The organism is Cellvibrio sp. ARAG 10.3, assembly GCF_051846955.1.
In the GTDB taxonomy this organism is placed as follows: Bacteria; Pseudomonadota; Gammaproteobacteria; order Pseudomonadales; family Cellvibrionaceae; genus Cellvibrio.
Genome location: NZ_JBPYCU010000001.1, coordinates 535,566 through 558,465, shown reverse-complemented (window position 1 = coordinate 558,465; position 22,900 = coordinate 535,566). Strand labels below are relative to the sequence as shown.

Below are 22,900 nucleotides of genomic sequence, written 5' to 3'. Positions count from 1 at the left end.
TCCGTTTGTCTCATATGATTAATTCACAGGAACATAAAATGATGCCCTTCAGGATGAATGCCTGTTCTTTTATATCTTCTTTATTTATATTCTTGACGGCTCTACTGTGTACAGTGCCCGCCCAAGCCTTAACTTTTAACGTACCCGCCACTGACGACGATGGCAACTTTACGATCAGCTGGAGTGGCGATAGAACTTACGCGCACCTGTATGAATTAACTAATGGGGAATTCGTAGACCCTTCTATATTTGGAAGTGGCATGCCAGGCACACACACTTTCAATGTGACAGGAAAACCAGAGGGGACATATCAGTATGGATTAAAAGATTGCGACAGAATTAATACTCCAGTAGGTCCCAGAGAAAGCTGCACATTCATATCAAAAACTATTACTGTTTCATTCCCGCCAGCTGCACCTACCAACTTTTCTGCCGCTGTCTCCAACACAAAAATCAATCTTTCATGGTCTTCTTCAAGTGGCGCAACGACTTATGACATTCAACGTAACAACAATGCATTAACCACTGACTCGGGAACACCTTATTCCGACACATCAGCAACTCCAGGTATTGCCTACACTTACAGAATTCGTGCTTGCAAAAATAGTACTAGCTGTTCAGCGTGGGTTTCTTCCAACAGTGTCACTATTCCGGCCATTCCCGTTCCTCCGGCTTCTATTAATGCAACACCCAGTGGCCAATCAGTTTCCCTTAACTGGCCTTCATCCAGCGGGGCGACGTCTTATGAACTACAACGTAACAATGCCACTATCAAGACACTTAATACAACCAGCTATACAGATCCATCTGGACTGGGAACCTTTACTTACAAGATTCGTGCTTGTAACGGAACAGGTTGCTCTGGTTGGCTAACCTCATCGCAAGTCGAGGTTGCTATTGTTCCTGCACAAATTGCGAGCTTGGGTGCCAGCATCAACGGCCCCGCAATTGCTTTAAGTTGGGCGCCTGTCACGGGTGCTACCCGCTATGAAATCCAACGCAATTCAGGTGATTTAACAACAGTAACCAGTACCTCTTACCCAGATTCTACAGCCGTTCCAAATACAGCTTACATATACCAAATCCGTGCATGTAGCTCCGCTGGTTGCTCAGCATGGCGCGAGTCCAGCAGCGTAACTATTCCGCCCATTCCAGGAATACCTGCATCCATCTCCGCGATTATGAATGGGGCTAACGTTGCAATCAGTTGGGCCGGTTCAACTGGCGCAACCCGCTATGAATTGCAAAAAAATGGTTCCGGAATTTCATCCGCCAATGTCACCAGCTATACAGATCCTGCTGTTGCGTTAGGGATTAGCTACACCTATCGAATCAGAGCTTGTAATGGAACGGGTTGTTCCGGATGGAAAACTGCATCCACCTTAGTGATTCCACATACCGCTTTTGATTTCAACACCCAGGCGCCTTCTCTATTTGCTTATTCATTGACTAACTCAGGTTTACCTAACTTGACAGCGAACCAAATGGTGGCAACCACCCAAGGCAATTTAAATATTCAAAATGGTGCAGCAATCTATTCAATTCCTATCGAGTTGCCTCCCGCTGTTCGTGATTTAAAACCGAAGCTATCCCTTAACTACAACAGCCGCAGTGGTAATGGATTAATGGGGGTGGGCTGGGGACTGGGTGGGCTTTCTGCTATTACTCGTTGCCGTACCAGCTTTGCCACTGAAGGCGCTGAAGCACAAAAACCCAATCCACGTTACACCACCGGGGATCGATTGTGTCTCGATGGACAAAAGCTGGTCGTTGCTTCCAGTTCAAACACAGCGAATGATGCTACCTATTGGGCAACAGGGCAGGAGTACAAGACAGAAATCGATAGCTTCACAAGAATTGTTGCATACAGCTCAAGTGCAAATGGTGGTCATGATTATTTCAAAGTCTGGACAAAAGACGGACGTATTCTCACCTACGGAGAACAGGCAAACTCACAAAACAGTAAAGTCTATGCAACTAATCAATATAACGGTCCAGTTAGCACATGGGCACTGGATAAAGTTGAAGATGCTTATGGTAATACATACACAATAGTTTACGAACAAAATAACACTAATGGTGAACACTACCCCTCAAGAATACAGTTAGGTGCTACAGCGCTTGCCGTGTTCAGTTACAAAAACCGCAACGGCCAAACTCCGTGGGGATATGATGCTGGCAACAAATATCAGTTCACGAAAGTGTTGGAAAAAATCACCACTTACGCAGGCTCATCAACAGCATCTCCAATCAAAGAGTATCGAATAAACTACAAACAAAGCCAAACAACCAACCGTGAATTGGTCGATACCATTCAAGAATGCGGTTATGAATCCAGTACATGGAGGTGTGCGAAACCACTAACATTTGATTGGCAATTGGGGACTCTTGGCTTTGAAACTACTCCGCACCCATTGCTTTATACCAATAACCAACCAGTGACTGATGTAGCTTTGTGGGAAGATTTTAATGGAGATGGGTATGTAGACACGATTGGCAAAAAACGTTTGCTTGGATGGGGCACAGCAACCGGAAACTTTGTTGCCTCAACATATACCGATGCACAATTCTTTTATGTAATCCAAACCCGACAAGGAAAAGCAGCAATAACAGGTGTTCGCCGCACCCAAGGCACAACAAATTATCTGGATATTTATTTGAGCCGCATGGCGCCTTCAAGTGCCATGACCTCACAGTTAATCAGCAGTGTGGTGCGTAATGCCAATTACGAACCTAATGTGCAGACAGTGGATCTAAATAACGATGGGCTGACCGATATCACAATCGATAACCGATTCTGGATACAACAAAACAATGCGACATTCGTTAGCTCTTCTGTCGTTGGAGGAAATCCAGAGAGTCCAAGCTTTTATACTGAGCTCAGTCATGTGGATGTTGACAATGACGGCCTTCCAGATCAAACCGTAGTTAAATTTCACGGGTATTATCAAGGAACAGGCAACTATAATAATGCGCTATATGCATACCCGAATACAGGTAACAGTTTTGGTGGAACACTTGCTGGTTTTGGAAGGGTTGGCAGTGTTAATCCCCAAATCAGAATGCCGGGTACAGGCAATACATATAACGCTCCTGCGAGTGCCTATATGAGAGGGAACCTCGGTTCCTGGCGTACATGGATAGATATCAATGGTGATGGTAATAAAGACGTACTCTACCCAGATACCCATACAGATCCAGTCATAGTAAATCCAAACATAGTAAACAGGTGGGCAATCAAGTTGTCTACCGGGAAAATAGTGCCACACACAGAGCTGCCCTTAATAGGCACGAATATACGGATTGCACCAATGAACAATGGTTCTGTAGGGCAATATTCGTTTGTGATGGATTACAACAAAGATGGACTCGATGATTTTATTGTATTTTCAAAAGAGTCCTCTGCCGTAACCCGGATGAGGGTATTTTACGCAACTTATGTCAATGGCACGTTGCAATTTGTGGATAGCGATATTGATCCATTCAATGGCATGTTTAATTATCTATTAGATGCTGTAGCTCTCTCTGAAGAACAAGCTGTTAATCCTTTCAGAGGTGACGCTAATAATGATGGAATTCCTGATATATATATCAGCAACAAGGTCTATCTAGCCAAACAACAACAACCTGATTTAATCAATAAAATCACCAACGGCTTTGGTGTCGTCACAGAGTTGTCCTACAGCCCCCTAACTGGCGATGCCAACAACGGCCAACCACTCTACACACCGGAAAACACTGTACCTACGTTCCCTCAACTGCCGGTAAACCGTGCGATGCAGGTGGTGAAAAAAGTATCTACCAGTAACGGAGTGGGCGGCTTCAATCACACTTATTACCATTACCACGGTGGCCGCCAGGATATTCACCGCGGATTTGCTGGTTTCAAATCCATTACCGCTACCAATGCCACTACCGGTGTGTCATCCGTTAGTGAATACCGTCAGGATTGGCCTTTTGTGGGTCGCATCAGCAAACAAACCGTGAAAGACAATAGCGGCAAGCTTATTTCTGTGGTGAATAATGCCTACGCCATTCATTCACAAAATGCCCGTTTTCCTTATCTCAGTGACTCGTTGCAAAAAAGTTATGAGCTGACCACCACCAGCGAAAACTTGCCCGTCAGTGTGAGTAAAATGATTAACACCTTTGATACCTGCGGCAATATCACCGGGCAAACTACCAAAATGGGTAAAGGGTTCAGTGGTGCCGAAGTCACTGGTGAATTGAGCAATCAGCAAGTCATAAACGAATATGACTATGCCACTATCGCTTGCCACGATGATTTTCTCAATAAATCAACGCAGCATATTTCCAAAGCAGGCAGTGCCGATTTAAAAACCATCGTCACAGAATTCACCCCCAACCCGCAGCGCGACATCCTGACCCGCACCGCCTTTAAAAACGAAGCCATCCAGAGCACAACAACCTATGCTTACGAAAGCAATGGTGTGGTAAGCAGCATTACCGAAGTCGCGAAAGATATGGATGGCACCGATGAACCCGAGCGAGTCACCAGCTTCAGTAATTTCACGGATGGCATTTACCCGCAAACCATTACCAATGCCAAAGGCCATCAGGCAACACTGACGTACGACAAGCGTTTTGGCACCATCAAAACCGAAACAGTATTGGGTCAAACCACGACCAATACTTATGATGCCCTCGGCAGGCCGGTATCGGTACGCTCACCCGATGGCAGCCTTACCTCCAGTATTTCCTTCTACTGCACCAACGCACCGGTTACTTGCCCGAGCGGTGCATATTATGGTGTTGCCACACAAACTACGCACAGTAGTCAATCAGGCAAATTGGGTTCACCGCTCAGTATTGCCTTCTATGATGCATTGCAACGTGAAGTACGCAGTGTCTCCTACAGTCTTGATGGACAGGTAGTGAATCAGGCAACAGAATATCTTGCGAGTGGTTATCTGAATCGCGTGTCGGAACCCTACGCAACCAATGGTATTTATGCGGATACCAGTTCTGCTTTTGCCTGGACAGTATTCAGCAATTACGATTCCCTAGGTCGTGCCAATACCATTACCGGCTCCGATGGTGGCAGCAAAACCACGACTTACATGGCCAGCAGCGATGGCCTTGTCGTAACCGACTCTATTCTGGTGATCAAACCTACCGGTGGCTCTGAAATACAAACCAGCAGCCGCACCCTGAATGCACTGGGGCAAGTGGTTAAAGTGGAAGATGCGTTATCCAATACCGTCAATTATGTATATGACTCCCTGGGCAATCTGGAACGTACGCAAGTCAATAATAACCTAGCAACCCAGATCAATATCACCCATGATCTCGCGGGCAACAAGACCTTTATCAGTGATCCGGATGCAGGGAATATCCATTTTGCCTATAACGGGCATGGAGAATTGCGTAAACAAACCTGGCAACAAGGTGCCAGTGGTATCGAAAAATCCATCACCTGGGACTACGACCAATTGGGTCGACAAATCAGTCGCCTGGATAAATTACCCAATGGCAGTACCACGGCGTACAGCTGGTTGTGGGATACCCGCCAGCAAGGACAACTCACTTCACGCACCGGTAATGGCTTTACCGAAGAATATTTTTACGATGGTTTCTCACGGTTAAGCCGTCAGGTAGTCACAACCTCGGGGTTGAGTGGCGGTGAATTTATTTACACCTACGACAACTTCAGTCGCCCAACGACGACGACTTATCCCAACGGTTTTAAAATCCAGCGTGAGTATCATGCCGCTGGTTACCAAACCAAAACCACCGACGTCACTAATAGCGCCTCACCCAAAGTGCTCTGGGTTCTTGGCAATACTATAGACACACGTGGTAATTTCAATCGCCAGTTATGGGGTAATGGGATTGTCACCCAAACCGAATTTGATACCACCAGCGGCTACCTGAGCAACATCAAATCCGGTCGCCTGAGTGGCGCCAACCAGGTCACCAATTTATACGGTGATATCCAGAACCTGAGTTACACCTTCGACAGTCTCGGTAATTTATATTCACGCACCACCGCGCGCACCAACAACGGCGGCGCGGTGCAGGAAACCATCACCGAGAATTTTACCTACGACAAACTGAATCGCCTGACACATGCCACGACCAGTGGCCTGTTTGGCAGGACGCAAACCTATCAATACGATACCGGTGGTCTCGGCAATCTCGTCAACCGCACCGATACCCTCACCGGCAGCAGCGTGAATAACGATGTGGGCACACTCGCCTACGCTCGCGTGCGCAATGCGGGTATTCATGCCGTGACCTCTGCGGGCGGCATCAACTATAGCTACGACCGCTACGGCAACATGATCGCACGTGGCAGTGAAACACTCACTTACGATGTCTTCAACAAACCCACACGTATTGCAGGAAGCGCCACCACCGATTTCTTCTACGGGCCGGATCACGAACTTTACAAACAGGTCAGTAGCAGCGGTACGACTTACAAGCTGGCTGGCGGTGTTTATGAAGTCACGGTTAACGGATCAACCACCATACAAAAGAGTTATGTGGATGGGGTGATACTCAGTACCCGCACACTCGTCAGTGGCACGCAAACTGCCACTGATACGCAGTATCTGCACAGTGATCATTTGGGTTCTACGGAATCCATTACCAATGCGCTCGGGCAATTTGTTAGCCGCATGAGTTTCAGTACCTGGGGTGAGAGGCAAAAAGCGGATTGGAAACCGGGGCCGTTAACCAGCGCAGAACTCAACACTTTCAACGCCACCACTACCAGTGGTTATACAGGTCATGACCAGCTTGATAGCCATAACCTGATTCATATGGGCGGGCGAATTTATGATCCTAGTCTGGGAAGATTTCTTAGTGCAGATTTGTTTATCCAGTCGCCGTATAACAGCCAGAGTTTCAATCGGTACAGTTACACGTTTAATAATCCGTTGAGTTATACCGATCCGACGGGGTATATGAGCGATATGATGCAGTACTTTATGAATGTCTCTTACCATCAATCGGCTTCATGGCAATGGGCTACAACAACGTCATATGTACTTGCCACGCACTGGACGACTGCTGCAACTATTAATCCGGATGGCACTCTAAGCGATACCAGGAACGGAGTAGATTTATCGACGGTTAATTCGGTAAGTGCTGGCAGTATTTTTCAGACCGTATCGTATAACGTACCTTCATGGGGAGCTGGGCCATTTAGCGTTTATAATTTTGAGCCGGGCATACAACAGGCGTGTAATGGCGATGCGCAGTGTATGCAAGATATGCGCATTGAGATGGCTCAGCAGCAACTGGGTATTGCATCTTTGGCTGTGGGTGGTGAGTTAGGTGTTATAGCGAAGGTTGCATGGGAGGTTAGGGCTGCAAAAAAAGCAGAAAAAGCGTTGAGGGCAGCGGCTGTTCCAGGAAGAGTTCAGTCAAGAATTAATATTTCAAATAAAGGTTTTAAACACGTTATTGATCGCCACTTAAACCCAGCCAAATCTTCAAATAAAAGTCAGTTTACTTTGTCACAGTCGGAAGTTAGAGCTTTGTTAAGTGATAAAAAGACTGTTCAATCTACTGCAAGAAATTTAGAGAATGGAAATTTCGCCAGAACTGTCACTTCCGATAAAACAGTTGGAAATTTGGCAGGGAATATGGGTGGCCATTCGACTAATACATTCACTGTAATAACAAATAGAACTGGCGAGCTAATTTCTGCATTCCCCGGAGGGATTTGACTTTATGAACAGTTTATTTAATGAGATTACCGAAACGGAATTACTTGATCTTAATGAAAAATTTCATTGCAAAAAATTATTACCCGAGGAATTTTATAATCAACTTATCAACAAAGAGATTGCATATAAAAATTCATTCTTAATATCCATATTTCCTGATGGGAATGAAACGTATTGCGGCTTAATTATCACTCAGGATAAACAGATTTTTGAATTTGATCTTGATTTGCGTGATAGCAAATACTCCAATTGGATTAATAAAACGGAGGATTTCCAACAAAAAATAGCAAAAAATAAAAAATCAAAGGAAGCAATTGCTCTCTCATTGATAGAAAGAATGGCCTGAGAATCAAGGCGACCAACAACACGTTTAATAGGGTCAATGTCGTTGATTTTATGCGCCAAGTCAGATTTTACGCTCTGCGATTTAGCCAAGCCGACTTCGGCATCCGGCTTTGCTTTTAACAATCAGAAAATGAAGGAGTAATTTCATCGCCAGTTATGGAGCAATGGTGTTGTCACCCAAGCCGAGTTTGATGCCACCAGCAGTCACCTCAGGAGCATTAAATCCGGCAGATTGAGTAATAACAACTAGGTCACCAATTTATACGGTGATATCCAAAACCTGAGTTACACCTTCGACAGCCTCGGTAATTTGTATTCACGCACCACCGCGCGCACCAACAACAGCGGCGCAGTGCAGGAAACCATCACCGAGAACTTTGCCTACGACAAACTGAATCGCCTGACACACGCCACGACCAGTGGCCTGTTTGGCAGGACGCAAACCTATCAATAGCTTAGAAAAAATATCTGAGTTGATTAAGGTAATGTACGAAAGTTGAAAACTGTGCTTTACAGAGCAACCATAGCTCCGTTCATTACAGATGATGAGATAACATCCAAATGGACAACGTTCTCAATGTGGGCTTTTACGGAGAAAACCGGGACAGCGTCCGCCATCCCGGTCAGGAGAACTACTGCAAACTATCCAAATACTGCCGATGGTTCGTCGAGAACTCAAAGTTGTTGAACTTATCCCAGTTAATCGACCAGGTCATTACGCCGCGCAAATCGGTCCAGGCGTTGTGTGGTTGATAAGTGGTGCAGCCTTGCAACTTGATCAAACAATTTAACGCACTGTGCACTTGCGACACGCTGGTGAAACCACCGCCGGCATTGTTGTTCGCGGGCAGGCCGAGCAGCACCTGATCCTGCCGCAAGGGCGGGAAGAAGTCGTTGGTGCCGGCGATGGTGAAGCCGGTAAGTAACATGTCGATCATGGCAATGTGGAAATCCGCTACGCCCATGGTGTGGTATTGATTGTCCAAACCGATAATCGGACCAGAGTTGTAGTTCTGCACTTGCAACCAATCCAGTTGATCGCGCATGGCGTGGATCACCGGCAAATAGGCGCCGGCACGTCTGTCGCAACCCAGGCAGGTACCGCCGTAGAAGCTGTATCCCAACTGCACGAAGAAAGTTTCCGGAGCCATGGTGAGCATAAAGTCTTCGCCGTAATGATCGGTAAGGTCGCGCAGGGCACCGATCAAATTCACGATAACCGGTGTGGTGGGGTTGCGAAAATCCGTATCGCCTTGGTTAAGGAATAGCGAATGTCCTTCAAAGTCCACATCCAGCCCGTCGAAGCCGTATTCGTCAATGATGGCGATCATCGAATTTACGAAGTTATTACGTGCGGCCAGCGTGGGTAATTGCACCTGACCATTGGCACCGCCGATGCTGATGATGACCTTTTTCCCGGCGGCTTGTTTGGCCTGGATGCCGGCTTTGAATTCCTGTGCGTTGAAGGCCGGATCAAGGACAAATCCGATCATGCCGGGTGCCGCGCCGGTGGGTTCCGCAAAGGACACGTTGATCGCATCGAACGCATCGGACACCTGACTGATCGGAATCACACCCGAACCATTGTCGAAGTTGTGCCAATAGCCGGAGATGATTCGATAATCGTCGTCGCTGTTGCCGCTGCTGGATGATGAACTGTTGATGCTAGAACCAACACTCGATGAAACGACAGAGCTTGAGGAAGAAGACATCACCCCACAACTTCTCACCAATTCCCAGGCCATCTGCCAATGGGCTCCGGTACCCGGCGCATAGGCCCAGGCTGCACTGGAAGAACACCAGCCGGCGATGGTGCAGCGGTATTCATCGCCAGCGTTCTGGACCAGTTGGTTTGCGCTGTAGGCCGTGCCTGCTGAATAAGTCGGTGATGCACAGCTGCCACCGACCGATGAACTGCTGACCGATGAGCTGATCACACTCGACGCAACCGATGAGCTGCTTGAAGGCAATGAACTGCTGATCACGCTGGATGATGAGCTGCTGGTCACCCCATCGCAGACACCAATCGCCGTCCACTCCTGCCATTGCCCCGAATGCGTCACCGGGTCAGCGCCCTGGGTCCACCAATTGGCTCGGTAGACATTTAGATTACGCTGAACATTATTTCCCTGGGTGTAAACAGCGGTGTTGCTCCATTGCGGGATGGATGAACAATCTGCCGCGTAGGCATGACTCATCATCGCCCATACGAGGATACCGGCGCACCCTTGCACCAGCCCGACCATGAATGTATTGAAATTGCTTGTTGAGCCGCTGCCACCGGCCCGGTTACCACACCTGTTGTTATTGGCTATGACTGTCATATTGGGATGACCTTTTGATTATCAGTAGTGTGAACGATCAATACCTCACCCAGCCCCATTCCTTGACCGAGGGGCAGCGCGAGGCGGTTTTGTTACAGAAGGGATACAGCATTTCGATCCTAGAACGGAGCCGCAGTGACAACAACGGTGAATCCGCTTTAAGACAACGTTGTTTTTATCCCTAAAAACTATATGCCGCCACAAATAAGGGCTGGCGCGGCCAAAGAACGCAGGCCCCTGGCGTGGTAGTTAAGATGAAGTCGGTGAAATTTTGATGGAGTTCACAGCGCAGCAATTTGTACGGGATGGCAGGAAGTGCAGGGAAAGAAAACCGTGACGCCTATACTGAGGCGCCACTAAAGAACGAGGGGTTACAGACTCATATCGACCCGATAACGACTATTACCGGCGTCGTCTGTGCCGTCCGGCTGGGCAAACATGGAAATCCAGGCACCCGCATTGATCTCCTCGGCAAAGGCCTGGCTCATGCTGAACTGGCCTTTGACAGTGCCGCCACCGGCCAATGCCAGCATGGCTTGCAATTGCAATTGAACCGGACCATCGATGTTGAAGATATTGGCGTTGACACCTTCCGGCGCCTGGCTCAGTTCCGCCGCAAAGCTACCCAGATCCATCCAGTTGTTGCCGTTGTGAATGCGCGCCGAACTCCAGGTCAGGTTGCCATTCAGGCGTTGCAACTGCTGATTACCCACTTCCAATTCTTCGATCCGCGCCGATAACTGGCCGTCGAAGGGCAGCGGCAGAGCCCCCTGGAATAAGGCGGCCGGTGCCGTGATATCCGCGTCCTGTAGTTCAATATCACCGCCCAGGCTGGTACAGACGTCGCCGTCTATCTGTTGGCGATCCTGCTTGGTGTGGATCGTGGCACAGGGATTCAAAAACACTAATGAGAGCGGGTGCAGCTCCCAACGCAGTTCACCGAGGGAGTAGTCTTTTTGTTGGACCTTGACACTGGCCAGGCTTGCACGCCCTTCCCATAAACTACCGCTCACACCGCTAAGCGCCAGTTGATCGCTACCGCGCGTCATAAACCAGGCACCCCATACCGCCGGGATCTGGCTGATCACAAACACCAGCCAGATAAGAACACCCAAGGCAATCCAGAATTTATTGTTCATCGTTCAGTCTCACCGGCTCTGCGGGTTTCACGCTCGCCATCATGGTTTTATTTCTGCATCCGAATATTGACGGTGACCTGCCCCGGCTCGTTGGTCGAGGCAATAGACAGGTCGCGCACCGCAATATTGTGTTTGTACTCCACGTCGTAGAGCCACTGCATCAGGGATTCAAAGGGCGCGCGATCCAGCCGCACCCGCACTTCACCGGCGGTGCCGGGCTGGAAGCCGCTCATACTCAGGTTGTTGGCGCGCAGGCTGGCGTCGATCAGACGGCTGATGTTCTCCCCGGAACCGGCAGACTGCCCGCCCTGATTACGCGATTGCTGGATCTGAGCTGCCAATAATTTTACCCGCCCGAGGGATTGGGTCGTGGTGGTGTTGGCCAGCACCTGGTTATCGCGCTTGGCCTGCAAGGGCGCCAGTACTGCAATCCACAGTACATACAGCAACACCGCGATACCGCCCACCAGCATGGTGGTTTGCTCGCGGCGATTGAAACGACTGAAATGAGCCAGGAGTTCGTTCATAAGCGTAGGTCAGTTAAGTTTGCTGATCTTGAGGCGCGCCGAGAAAATCTCGCCCTGGGCACTGGAGCTGAGTAGCTCCGCCTTCAAGCCTTTTTGTTCGATATTGGTACGTACCTGTTCAATGGAATTAAACGCATTGGCCTGCAGGTTCAAGTTAATTTCGCTGGTATCCGCCGAATATTGGATGCTGCGCAGAATGATAGAGTCGTTGCCACTCAGGGGCGGCAAAACCTGGGAGATAAGCTCCATCGCGCTGGCCGATTGCCCGGTCGGTTGCAGCCCGCGCGCCATACCGGTCAATTGTTTCTCGGCATCCACCAGGGCGCCTTGGGGCACGACCGTGCGATACACACTTTCAATCTGCCGGCGAATCTCCAGGTTTTCATCTTTCAACACATGGATGTGATACAGCAGCACACCGATGTAAACCCCCAGACTGACGGCCGCCAGGGCGGCTACCGAGCGCCAGTTGCGCCACCAGCGTTCAATGGGTAGACGTTGGGAGAAGTCCCCCTGGCACAGGTCAATACTGGAATCGCTGTAATCAAACTGCCAAAAATCCACCAGCACTTCGCTAATGACCTGCTCACTCAAAGATGGCGGAAGCAACTCGCGCAGATCAACCAGATCCCGCTCGTTGACAGCACGCAGTGTCAGTTGCGGCAGTTGATCGACCCGCTCCTGGGCGGTTAACAGCATTTGCAACGCCAAGCGTGCATGGGGCACGTCTACACTGAACCCCAGGTGCTCGGTGTAGCGCACCATGACCACGCCTTCATGGATCTGCAGGGTCCAATGATCGGTGGACTCGGCGGTGAGCTCAGCACCTTCCGCCGGCACAGTTGCACTAACCAACGGCAGCGCCAAGGGTGCCGACCAACAATGGGTGACTTCCACTGCGATATTTTTCAATTGCTCGAAAACCTGTTCCAGCCAGGCTTTCTCTATGTAGGCAACGCAGACTCTGCCGTTATTCAAGGGCCCAAGGGCAAAATGAAAACGGTCGACGTCACCGATAACCGTATCTTCCAACTGGAACGGCAAGAGGTTACGCAGGTGTTTCTTTTCTTTCTCGTTGTATTCGAGTTCGCGGGTAATGACCTTGGTGCCGGGGACAATCAACCAGGCCTGGTGGGTACCGGCTCCCAGGCTCGCCTCCAGAGCTTGCAGATCTCCGCTGCCAGCCGTATCGGTGAGCGCGCGCCCGCTGGCATCGAGCCAGCACCAGCGATAGGTATCCGCTGCGCGATTGATATAGAGCACAAGTTGATCTGACATAACGCCTTGCTTCACCTGTTGAATGCCGGCCCAAAGAGGGCTGTTATTGTGTTGTTATCCGCCGTGTGCAGATGGTGTTTTGTTTAGTAGGTATCGTTGCGCAATACCACTTTAAAATTCTGTCCGTCGCGCTGGATCAAGCTCTGCATGCCGCGTCGCTGCTCCACAAGATCGACCTGGATGTAGAGCCAGAAATAATCTGTCTTGACCGCGAGCCCGTTCATATCCAGTTCACCGCCCACCGCGTTGTTCCAACTTTCTTTAAACTCTTCTACTGCCTTGTAGAAACCCTCCGCAGGCATGGCTTGTGCCAGCTGCTCGGCTTCCATCTCTCCTAACGGTGCCAGGATATTTTTAGCGTTCAGCGTTCGCAGCAAGTGCGGCGGCATGGTGTTTACATTGATGTTGGATGAACTCCCTTGTTGCCCACCCTGGGGGGGTTGTCCACCCGGGGAAACCGCCGAAGGTAATACCGTAATGTAAGGCCGCAACAGGATCATCAGCTCGGGGGTCATGTAGCGCACCAGTCGTAGCTCATCCACACTTCTGAAATTCCCGTTAGCCGCGTTGTAGGGCATCTCCAGCCCTTGGTAATAATAGGATTCGGCCCCGCCAAACCCCGACTCTTCATCATTCGGGTCAGTCCAGTCGACGATAGCCTCGACAATCTGACAGGCTTCCTCCAACTGGATGGGCAGATCCGGGAAAGTCTGCAACAGGCGTATAAATCGACGTTGATGCTCGGTATAACGCTCCGGATCTGTCAAAGGGCGCTCACCAAAGTTGCTTGTGGTCAGCGAGTTCAAGTCAATTGCACTACTGGCATCCACCGCCCGCGCCAGCAACCATCCACCGTCAATCTCAAACGGGACTTCGGTATCCCAGCCTTCTCCCAGATAATCCACGTCAGGGTCCTGGTCCGCTTCTTTGAGCAATTTCAGGGCCGCATCCTCCATGCCGAGCATGTAGGCTCTGGCCTGGGCACCGTGCCAGCGGCTCTCGGCGCGGGTTAACCCGAGCTGGTAATCCCCGGCAAATTTAATGCTCAACCCCGCAACCACAGCCACAATCAACAAGGCCATGATCAGAACAGCACCTGCCTGCCGGTTACTGGGTAAGCTCAAAAAGGCGCGCACTGACACCCATCCCCTCGACATCAATGGTGATCTCCACCGCAGCGGGCATCGTGGCTTGGCCAGACTGCTCCGGCCTTGGCCACACCGGCTCCCAATCGCGGGTGTAGTCTTGTCCACCCAGGATAATGGGACCGCGCTGCTGCACCAGTTCTATCGGGAGAAAGCGCAATTGCACGTCTCTTACCCCTTCCAACATCATCTGATTAAGTGCGGTTTCTTCAAAATCCAGCTCATCAATGGGCACGTTCCGCTCCGGCAGGTAGTCGCGCCAGAGTTTACCTTCCGCGATGCGATAACTGACTTGCTGCAAGTCACTGCGCAGACGTTCCATGGGATTAATCCAGCCGCGCCGGGTAAAGCTCATCAGCACCTGTTCAACGTCATCACCGGTACGCTCCAGGCTTTCCGCCCTGAATTCGAAACGCGGACGTTGAGAACCTTGGAAGCCAGCTTCCGGTTTAAGCACCTGGCGCATGTCTGCGGCAATGATCTGCCAGGTGCGGTCCAACTGGTTGATCTCCGCCATCACGTCGCGTGTTCGCTCGGCGCCACCGGTAGCGCCTTCAATCGCCTGGTAAGACATGGCCGCAATCACCGCCGCGATAGCCAGCGCGATCAATACCTCAAGCAGGGTAAAACCCGCTGTATGCCGCCGCTTAATCACTTAAAAATCCTGCCAGGCGCGCCATGGGTTCTTTATTGGCCAGGTTGCGCCTGGCGGTACTGGAAGGTGAACTGCCAGAGCTGTTGGGGTTCACCGGCCCACCGGCATAAACCAGGATCTCGACCCGGTAGAAGTCTTCCATGGTGGTCTCTTCCCGCGTCATCTCCCAGTACCACTGCATACTGCCCATATTCACCGTACCTTTGTCGGTGTCCGGCAGTTTCATATCCGTAAAGTAGCGCTGCTGCATCCGGATACGGGTCAATTCGTTTTCCGCCACCCAAAACGCCAGGGTCTTTTCGCGGATGGCGACAGTGCCATCCAACTGACTCATCACCAGCGTCAGCATCGCTGGCAGAGCCATCGCTACCACGGCCAGGGCAACCATGACTTCGATCAGGGTGAAACCCCGCCCGTAATGTCTTGCCCGATGATGACTCTGTCGTGCCATTATCTGTATCCCGCTGCCTCGGCAGCTGCGTCAGCCTCGTCGCGATTGCGCCAGCGAATCCCGCTCATCATGTCCACCTCGATCCGCTGGATCGTTTCCTCTTCGGTGAAGCCGCCCTGTGATTCAAAGATCGCCAGCTCAAACGGGGTCGATTCACCGCTGGGATAAAATACCAACACCGGTGGAGTCGGCGTCAGATCCGGGTCATGTTCGTAGGGTTCATCCTCCACGATCATCTCCACCTGCAAGCGCGCCGGCAGGCAACGCTCCGGCAGGGATGATATTTCCTGCCAGGTGTTATCGCGTCGCTGTTGCCAGCGATAACACCACTGCATATCAATAGAATCAGCGGCGGTGCGCGGCTCAAAAAACAGCCCGATAATCTGGCTGTTCAACACGGTTTGCTCGGCAACAAAATTGGCCGTGAGCATAAAGTCTTCCGCTTCCTTGTGGGCGGCGGTCGCGCCGTCATCACCGCCGACCGAGAGAGATACCACCCCCAGGGAAAAACCGAGGATCAGGATCACCACCATGATCTCCAGCAAGGTGAAGCCACCTTGCCGGCGTTGCCTTACTTGGTTATCCACAAGATTAACCACAGGCTTGCCCACAACCTTATCCCCATAGTTATCCACAGAGACGTTGGCAAGCTCAATACGCATCAGAGACTCGCTCTATTCCGACTGAGCCGGCTGATCCCAGATGCTGATATCCGCATTGGGGCCTTCACCGCCGCTGACACCATCTGCACCCAGGGTGTAAATGTCATATTCGTGCGCCTCGCCGGGGCTGAGGTACAGATAGGGGCGCCCCCAGGGATCCTGTTGCAAGGTTTCGATATAACCTGTGCTTTTCCAGTTGCGTGGAATCGGGGCGATGCTGGGTTTGGTTACCAGTGCCTCCAGACCTTGCTCGGTATTGGGATAGACGAAGTTATCGATTCGGTAGAGCTTCAACGCCGTTTGGATGGATTTGAAGTCCGCCTGGACTTTCTGGATACGGGCTTCATCTGCGCGATCCAACACCGCCGGCGCCACAATACTGGCCAACAGACCGATGATGATCACCACCACCATGATTTCGATCAAACTGAAACCCGCCTGCCGACGCATTCCCTTGTGGTTGGATATAGATTGATTAACCGCTTTCATAGTGACTCCCATAACGATTCGAATAAAAAATGCTCGCTACATCTTGTTTGGTTAATCCGATCGGTTGACCGGATGTTAAATCAGGCTATTCATCTCAAAGATCGGCTGCAGGATAGCCATTACGATCAGGCACACCGCCAGGCCCATAAACACAATCGTTAAAGGCTCCAGCAGGCCCATGGCCATGCCGAGCATCATCTCCAGTTCCCGCTCCTGGTCCTGGGCCGCGTTGTCCAACTGTTGCGGCAAGGTACCGTTGGCCTCACCGCTGGATACCAACTGCACCAGGAGGGGCGGGAAGGTGCCAGCATTTTCCATGGCGCGATACAGGCTACTCCCCTCGCGCACTGCTGCTGCGACCTGCTCACAGGATTCCTGCAGCAATTTGTTACTCATTACCTGACCAGCAATATTCAGTGCCTGCAACAGCGGTACACCACTGGATGACAGCAGGCTCAGCGTGGCCGCAAAGCGGGCGCTATTTATCTGCCGCACCAGATTGCCGATCACCGGCAGACGCAACTGCCAGCTGTGCCAAGTGCGCAAGCGGTTTTCATTGCGCAACAATCGCTTGATCCCAAACACCAAGCCGATCAGGGCAATTACACAATAGATGCCGTAATTGACCACAAAATCACTGGTGACAATCAATGCCTGGGTCAGTGGCGGCAGGTCACGCTGGCTATGAGCAAAGATGCCTACCAATTTGGGCACGACGAAGGCCATCAAGGCTGCAATCACCGACATGCTGATAACCAGCAGCACCACCGGATAAATCATCGCCATCTTCAGGCGTTGCTGCACCTGCTGGCTGGTCTGGGTGTAGTCGGCGAGTCGTTCCAATACCGGTCCGAGGTACCCGGAACTTTCACCGGCCCGTACCAGGGCGCGGTACATTTCATTAAATGCAGCCGGGTTTTCCCCCAACGCCTGGGCGAGGCTGAAACCTTCCAACACCTTGGTGCGCACCTGCAGCAGAATCTGCTTGATGTTCTGTTTGTTCTGTTGGCGCGCAGTTGCATGGAGCGCTTCATCCAGCGGTAAACCGGAACGCACGAGGGACGCCAACTGCCGCGTAATCAGGCTGAGATCCCGCGTATTAAGGCGTTTCCCCCAGCGGCTGCGCATGCCGGAGAAGCTGGAATCCTCATTACCTTTGCTGGCCTTTCCGGTAATGCTGATGACTTCCAGTGGCTTGAGTTTTTTCGCGCGCAACTGACTGCGGACCTGGCGCTCGGAATCGCCCTCCAGGATGCCCTTGACGGCCTTACCCGTCTCGTTCAATGCGCGGTAACTGTATGCACCCATGCCTTAACGTGCGTCCCCATTGTGGTCAACTTGCTATTTATAACGACTATAGCTGCGTCGTCACACGCAGCACTTCTTCGATGCTGGTAATACCTTTGAGTACACAGTTACGGCCATCATCACTCATGGACGGGCTGTGTTTACGCGCTTCTGCCAGCAATTCCTGCTCACCCGCCTGTTCGTGGATCAGGTGACGCAGACGCTCGTTAATTTCGATTAATTCATAGATACCCTTACGGCCGCGATAACCCTGGCTGTTGCAGTGCTTGCACCCCACCGGGCGCCAGATGCTGGCATTGGCCGGGAGCTTGAGCATGTCCCGCTCCGCCTCGCTAGGGGTGTAGGGTTCTTTACAGTGCTCACACAATACCCGCACCAGGCGCTGGGCCATGACTACTTCCAGGCTCGACGCCAACAGGAAGGGCTCTACGCCCATGTCTTTGAGACGCATCACCGCCCCGATGGCGGTGTTGGTGTGCAGGGTGGATAACACAAGGTGACCGGTCAAACTCGCCTGGATGGCAATCTCGGCAGTCTCGCCATCACGAATCTCACCCACCATGACCACGTCCGGGTCCTGACGCAGGATGGCGCGCAGGCCGCGTGCAAAGGTCATTTCTACCTTGGGGTTAACCTGGGTTTGACCGATACCGGGCAACAGATATTCCACCGGATCTTCGATGGTCAGGATGTTGCGACTGCGGCTGTTGATGTGGCTCAGGCCGGCATACAGGGTGGTGGTTTTACCGGAACCCGTCGGGCCGGTCACCAGGATGATGCCGTGGGGTTTCAACAGCGCCCGCGCCAGGCCATCGTGGACATTCTTCGGCATCGCCAATTGTTCCAGCTTGAGCTGGCCAGCGGCCTGGTCGAGCAGACGTAATACGATACGTTCACCGAATGCCGATGGGATGGTAGAAACCCGGATATCCACCGCGTGGCCCGCCAGGCGCACCGTGATACGGCCGTCCTGCGGCAGCCGTTTTTCGGCAATATCCAAGCGCGCCATCACCTTGAGGCGCGAGACCAGCACCGGGGCCAATTCCGGTTTAGGTGACAATACTTCGGTTAATACACCATCGATGCGGAAACGCACCGAAACGCGATCTTCAAAAGGCTCCAGGTGGATATCCGAAGCGCCTTCCCGCACCGCCTGGGACAAAATGGCATTGATCAAACGGATAATCGGCGCGTCATCATCGCCGGCCAACAGGTCGGTGCGATCTGCCAAGTCATCCGCCAGGGAGGATAGATCGTACTCGGCGCCCAGGTCTTCCGCCGCGCGCTGGGCAGCACCTTCACCGCTTTGGTACTCGCGCGTCAGGCGGCGCTGGAAGTCATCCGCAGGGACTTCTTCCATCTGGAAATCCGAGCCCAGATAACGCTGTAGCTCCAGCAGTACATCAATAGTTAAGCCGGGGCGATAAAGCAACTTGCGCCCACCGTCTTCCTCCAGCATCACGCCGTGGGTGGTGGCAAAGCTGAAGGGCAGGCGCGCGTGTTCCGCTGCCGCTGCGCTGGCAGCCTGTTCTTCGTCCTCTGACAGCGTTGCGGCGGCCAGAGGTTCTTCGAGTGTGGCCAACTCATCCGTCACGGCGATTACTCCTCTGCCGGTGGTGGATCGATGGAGTTGGAGCGCAGGTCAATAACCTCAGTCGGCAGGGATTCCTCACTTTCGGGCTTAGGCAGTGTCGCCACATCAACCCACTCTGGCAATATTGGAACTTCGCGACTATTAACCAGCATACCGGCCTTACGACGTTGCTCTAACTGAATATCGCGGATAGCACTGTATTTTTCCGCCGTGGCGCCGGTCATCATTTTGCCGTCTTCTACCACCGTGGCACGAATAAAGACCAGCAAATTGGTTTTGACAACATCTGACGTTTGACTTCGGAAAGCATTACCGATGACAGGAATACTGCCGAGAATAGGCACCTTAAGATCAGTGGTTCGGATCTCGTCTCTAATTAACCCGCCCAAGACAACAATTTGACCATTCTCCGCGAGAATCTGAGTTTCGATGGTCCGTTTATTGGTAATAATGCCGCGGGTAGTCGTATCTTCGATGCTTGAAACTTCCTGACTGATATCCAGCACCACACTGTCCCCGTCATTCACATGGGGAGTAACAGTAAGCATCACACCCACATCTTTACGTTCGATGGTGGTAAAGGGGCTTGATGGATTGGTAGTACCGCCCGTCGACGTATAAGAACCCGTTTCGAAAGGGACTTCCTGGCCAACGGAAATTGACGCTTCATGATTGTCTGTTGTCAATAAATTGGGAGTGGAGAGAATGTTGGTTTTGTTGTTTTCCTGCAGTATCTTGATCAAGGCGGCAAAGTCAGTGCGCGTACCCAAGCGTCCAATACCAAATGCCTGACCAGCAATACCACTCAGTCCGGATGCCAGATTAGCCAAGCCTGAATCCCCTCCTTCAAAAGCAGCACCCGCTACGCCACCGAGAATACCGCGATCACCACGTCCGGAACTACCAAAACCGTATTCACTGTCACGGTACATCCATTCAATACCCAGCTCTTTACCATTGTTTTCGCTAATCTCCACAATAATCGCTTCCACCAACACTTGGGCACGGCGGATATCGAGGCTGTCAACTACCGTCAGCAACGACTCCATCACGTCGCTGTCAGCGGTAATCAGTACCGCATTGGTATCTGCATCAAATTGAATGCCTGCAGTGCCGCCAGGCGCCTGACCTTCAACTGGTTTAGCCTGCGCCAGGTTTTGCACCATGCCGGTCAACACCTTGGAGACTTCTTCCGCCTTGGCGTACTTGAGGTACACCACGCGCATGTTGCTGTTTTTGGTCTGCGGACGGTCCATCTGGTCAATCAGCATCTTCACCCGCTGGCGCTGCAGATCGTCACCGCTGATGATCACACCATTGATGCGCTTGTCCGCAACCAGCACGACGGGCGAGGTGGTAGTGCCCCGGTTTGGATCAGGTTTTTCCAGGGTGGTGATGATGTTTACAATGTCCGCTGCCTGGGCGTAACGCAACTCAATCAGCTCGGTGCCGATCACCGCCGATTGGTCAATCTTGGCGATCAGTTCGTTCAAGCGAATGATGTTGGCGCGGGTGTCGGTGATGATCAGGGCGTTACTGGAGTCGTACGCGGAGATATGGCCGTATTGCGGCACCAGTGGGCGCAGGGTCGGCAGCACCTTGGCTGCGCTGATATTTTTAAGCTGGATAACCTGGGTAATGTAGGTATCGTCGACTTCGGTCACATTGCTTTCGTTGGGTACCGGCAACGAGCGGGCGTCGCGGTTGGGGACGATGCGCACGACCGAGCCGCTTTCTATCGCGGTGTAACCATGCACATCCAGCACAGAAAGAAACAGATCGTAGAGTTCTTCGCTATTGAGCGGCTTGGCGGAGATAACCTTGACCGGTCCGCGTACCTTCGGGTCGATGATGATGGTTTTGCCGGTAGCATCCGCCATGAATTTGATGACTTGCTGGATATCCGTGTCATTGAAGTTGACCGTCCAACTTTGCTCTGCGGCGACCGTGTTGAAGCCCAGGCACAATGCGATCAGCACGGCGGCGAGCTTGGCAGGTTTATAACGAAGGTTCACTGGACATCCTCACTTATTGAAGCACAACATCGACAGACAAGACGCTACCACCGCGTTTAATTTCGAGGCTGGCGGAAGTTGCATTGCTCATATTTTTATAAATTTCCATGACTTTACCGGGGCTGGTGAGCGGCACACCATTTACTGCCGTGACGATATCGTCCGGCTGTAACCCCAGGGCTGAAAACTGCTCCGCGTTGCGGCCGGGACGGATCTTGTAACCCACCACCTGGCCACCTTCGCGGTGGATACTCATCGCCACGACATCTGCCAACGAACGGGCCACCTCACCGGAAGGGTCAGCAGAACCCATGGGATTGGCATCGGGTGACGGTGAATCGTATCCGGGATTCTGCTCTACAAATAAGGGCTGCTGTCCGCCGCCTTCACCATTCTCGTCCGTCCAGCTGCGCCCCGTATTCTGTTCGGCCGGCGGCACGTAGGGTGCGGCAATACGGGCGTTAGGATCATCTTTATAGAGCCAGAGTGATTCATAACGGCCGTTGTTGTTCAGTATGACCCGCAGGTCCAGCACCTTGGCCAGGGTTACGCCGCGACCCACTGGCAATTCATCACCGGGCGCATAGACATCGGCTTGGGCACCGTTGGCAATGATGGCTCGGGCCGAAGCATCAACACTGCTACCGATCACGCCGCGCAACACCAGGTTTAGCTGGGTATCCACTGCATCATCTTCGATCACCGAGGGCGCCGGTGCGGCGGAGGCCTCTTCGGCAGCCGCGGCATCCATCTTGCCGAAGACTTCGGATTCCGTCAGGGAGGCAATATCGATGGGCGGAGCGTCACTGGGAGACTGGCCCGCTGGCAGGGCGACCGCAGAAGCCGTCGCTGCAGGAATGTCGGGCGTCGGCGCGACCAGCCAGAACAATCGCGCAAGACTGTGGCTCAACCATACAACCAATAATAGGGTAACCAGCCACTTCCATCGCTCCAGCGGCACCTTGCCCAGCAGGGCGGCACCACGACGCAGCACCTGCTCGAATTGAGCCGTGCGCTGATCCAGCGCCAACCGGGGAGAAATGAATTTATCTTGCATAAACGTGATCGTTACCCTTTACCTGCACGGAAGCGTGCTGACCGCTTACAGCCCAAGCCCAGGAGGCCCACAGGCAGAGACTTTATTATTAAATAAAGCGCCGGATTGTACTCCATCTATATACCAAATGCGAAAGCTCATCCCGACAACCCTGTCAAGCTAATTCTAAGCAAGACATTCACTGTGAAGACTTTCGGCTCAAAGGCCACGGGAG

Annotated in this window: 16 protein-coding genes; 3 read left to right on the top strand and 13 right to left on the bottom strand. The window is 51.9% G+C overall.

From position 1 onward, the window contains the following. Positions 1 to 38 precede the first annotated feature (38 nt). The 3 genes from ACSV5M_RS02355 to ACSV5M_RS02345 all read left to right on the top strand — a co-directional run bounded on the left by ACSV5M_RS02355 (position 39) and on the right by ACSV5M_RS02345 (position 8,496). Positions 39 to 7,697, top strand: coding sequence for a SpvB/TcaC N-terminal domain-containing protein (locus ACSV5M_RS02355; RefSeq protein WP_439173906.1), 7,659 nt, complete (start codon positions 39 to 41; stop codon positions 7,695 to 7,697). Positions 7,698 to 7,701: 4 nt separating this feature from the next. Further along, a complete protein-coding gene (locus ACSV5M_RS02350) occupies positions 7,702 to 8,043 on the top strand; it encodes a hypothetical protein (RefSeq protein WP_439173904.1) in 342 nt (113 codons plus the stop codon). Positions 8,044 to 8,352: 309 nt separating this feature from the next. Then, on the top strand, positions 8,353 to 8,496 hold the full coding sequence (locus ACSV5M_RS02345) for a hypothetical protein (RefSeq protein ID WP_439173901.1): 144 nt from the start codon (positions 8,353 to 8,355) through the stop codon (positions 8,494 to 8,496). Positions 8,497 to 8,674: 178 nt separating this feature from the next. Here ACSV5M_RS02345 and ACSV5M_RS02340 read toward each other — a convergent pair whose 3' ends face one another. The 13 genes from ACSV5M_RS02340 to gspC form a co-directional block, all read right to left on the bottom strand. After that, on the bottom strand, positions 8,675 to 10,366 hold the full coding sequence (locus tag ACSV5M_RS02340) for a glycosyl hydrolase family 18 protein (RefSeq protein ID WP_439173899.1): 1,692 nt from the start codon (positions 10,364 to 10,366) through the stop codon (positions 8,675 to 8,677). A 371-nt stretch (positions 10,367 to 10,737) separates the two neighbouring features. After that, on the bottom strand, positions 10,738 to 11,505 hold the full coding sequence (locus ACSV5M_RS02335) for a type II secretion system protein N (RefSeq protein WP_439173898.1): 768 nt from the start codon (positions 11,503 to 11,505) through the stop codon (positions 10,738 to 10,740). A 47-nt stretch (positions 11,506 to 11,552) separates the two neighbouring features. Then, positions 11,553 to 12,032: a type II secretion system protein GspM gene (gene gspM, locus ACSV5M_RS02330; RefSeq protein WP_439173895.1), complete on the bottom strand. Its 480-nt coding sequence runs from the start codon at positions 12,030 to 12,032 to the stop codon at positions 11,553 to 11,555. 9 nt (positions 12,033 to 12,041) lie between these two features. Continuing rightward, positions 12,042 to 13,310, bottom strand: a complete 1,269-nt coding sequence (gspL, locus tag ACSV5M_RS02325; RefSeq protein ID WP_439173892.1) for a type II secretion system protein GspL — start codon at positions 13,308 to 13,310, stop codon at positions 12,042 to 12,044. Between the two features lie 83 nt (positions 13,311 to 13,393). After that, entirely contained in the window at positions 13,394 to 14,446 is a 1,053-nt protein-coding gene (gspK, locus tag ACSV5M_RS02320) for a type II secretion system minor pseudopilin GspK (RefSeq protein ID WP_439173890.1), read from the bottom strand. Beyond that, on the bottom strand, positions 14,418 to 15,110 hold the full coding sequence (gene gspJ / locus ACSV5M_RS02315; protein ID WP_439173887.1) for a type II secretion system minor pseudopilin GspJ: 693 nt from the start codon (positions 15,108 to 15,110) through the stop codon (positions 14,418 to 14,420). The genes gspK and gspJ overlap by 29 nt, the downstream gene beginning before the upstream one ends. Continuing rightward, on the bottom strand, positions 15,103 to 15,561 hold the full coding sequence (gspI, locus tag ACSV5M_RS02310; RefSeq protein ID WP_439173885.1) for a type II secretion system minor pseudopilin GspI: 459 nt from the start codon (positions 15,559 to 15,561) through the stop codon (positions 15,103 to 15,105). Before gspI ends, gspJ begins: the two co-directional genes overlap by 8 nt. After that, complete coding sequence (locus ACSV5M_RS02305; protein WP_439173883.1) at positions 15,561 to 16,223, bottom strand: prepilin-type N-terminal cleavage/methylation domain-containing protein; 663 nt, start codon at positions 16,221 to 16,223, stop codon at positions 15,561 to 15,563. The genes gspI and ACSV5M_RS02305 overlap by 1 nt, the downstream gene beginning before the upstream one ends. 12 nt (positions 16,224 to 16,235) lie before the next feature. Further along, positions 16,236 to 16,712, bottom strand: coding sequence for a type II secretion system major pseudopilin GspG (gene gspG / locus ACSV5M_RS02300; RefSeq protein WP_439173881.1), 477 nt, complete (start codon positions 16,710 to 16,712; stop codon positions 16,236 to 16,238). Positions 16,713 to 16,787: 75 nt separating this feature from the next. Next, positions 16,788 to 18,020, bottom strand: coding sequence for a type II secretion system inner membrane protein GspF (gene gspF / locus ACSV5M_RS02295; protein WP_439173880.1), 1,233 nt, complete (start codon positions 18,018 to 18,020; stop codon positions 16,788 to 16,790). A gap of 46 nt (positions 18,021 to 18,066) precedes the next feature. Beyond that, positions 18,067 to 19,620, bottom strand: a complete 1,554-nt coding sequence (gene gspE / locus ACSV5M_RS02290; RefSeq protein ID WP_439174021.1) for a type II secretion system ATPase GspE — start codon at positions 19,618 to 19,620, stop codon at positions 18,067 to 18,069. Beyond that, positions 19,620 to 21,629, bottom strand: coding sequence for a type II secretion system secretin GspD (gspD, locus tag ACSV5M_RS02285; RefSeq protein WP_439173879.1), 2,010 nt, complete (start codon positions 21,627 to 21,629; stop codon positions 19,620 to 19,622). The genes gspE and gspD overlap by 1 nt, the downstream gene beginning before the upstream one ends. A 13-nt stretch (positions 21,630 to 21,642) precedes the next feature. Continuing rightward, the gene (gene gspC, locus ACSV5M_RS02280; RefSeq protein ID WP_439173878.1) at positions 21,643 to 22,686 is read right to left on the bottom strand and encodes a type II secretion system protein GspC; all 1,044 of its coding nucleotides are present in this window, start codon (positions 22,684 to 22,686) and stop codon (positions 21,643 to 21,645) included. Positions 22,687 to 22,900: the final 214 nt, after the last annotated feature.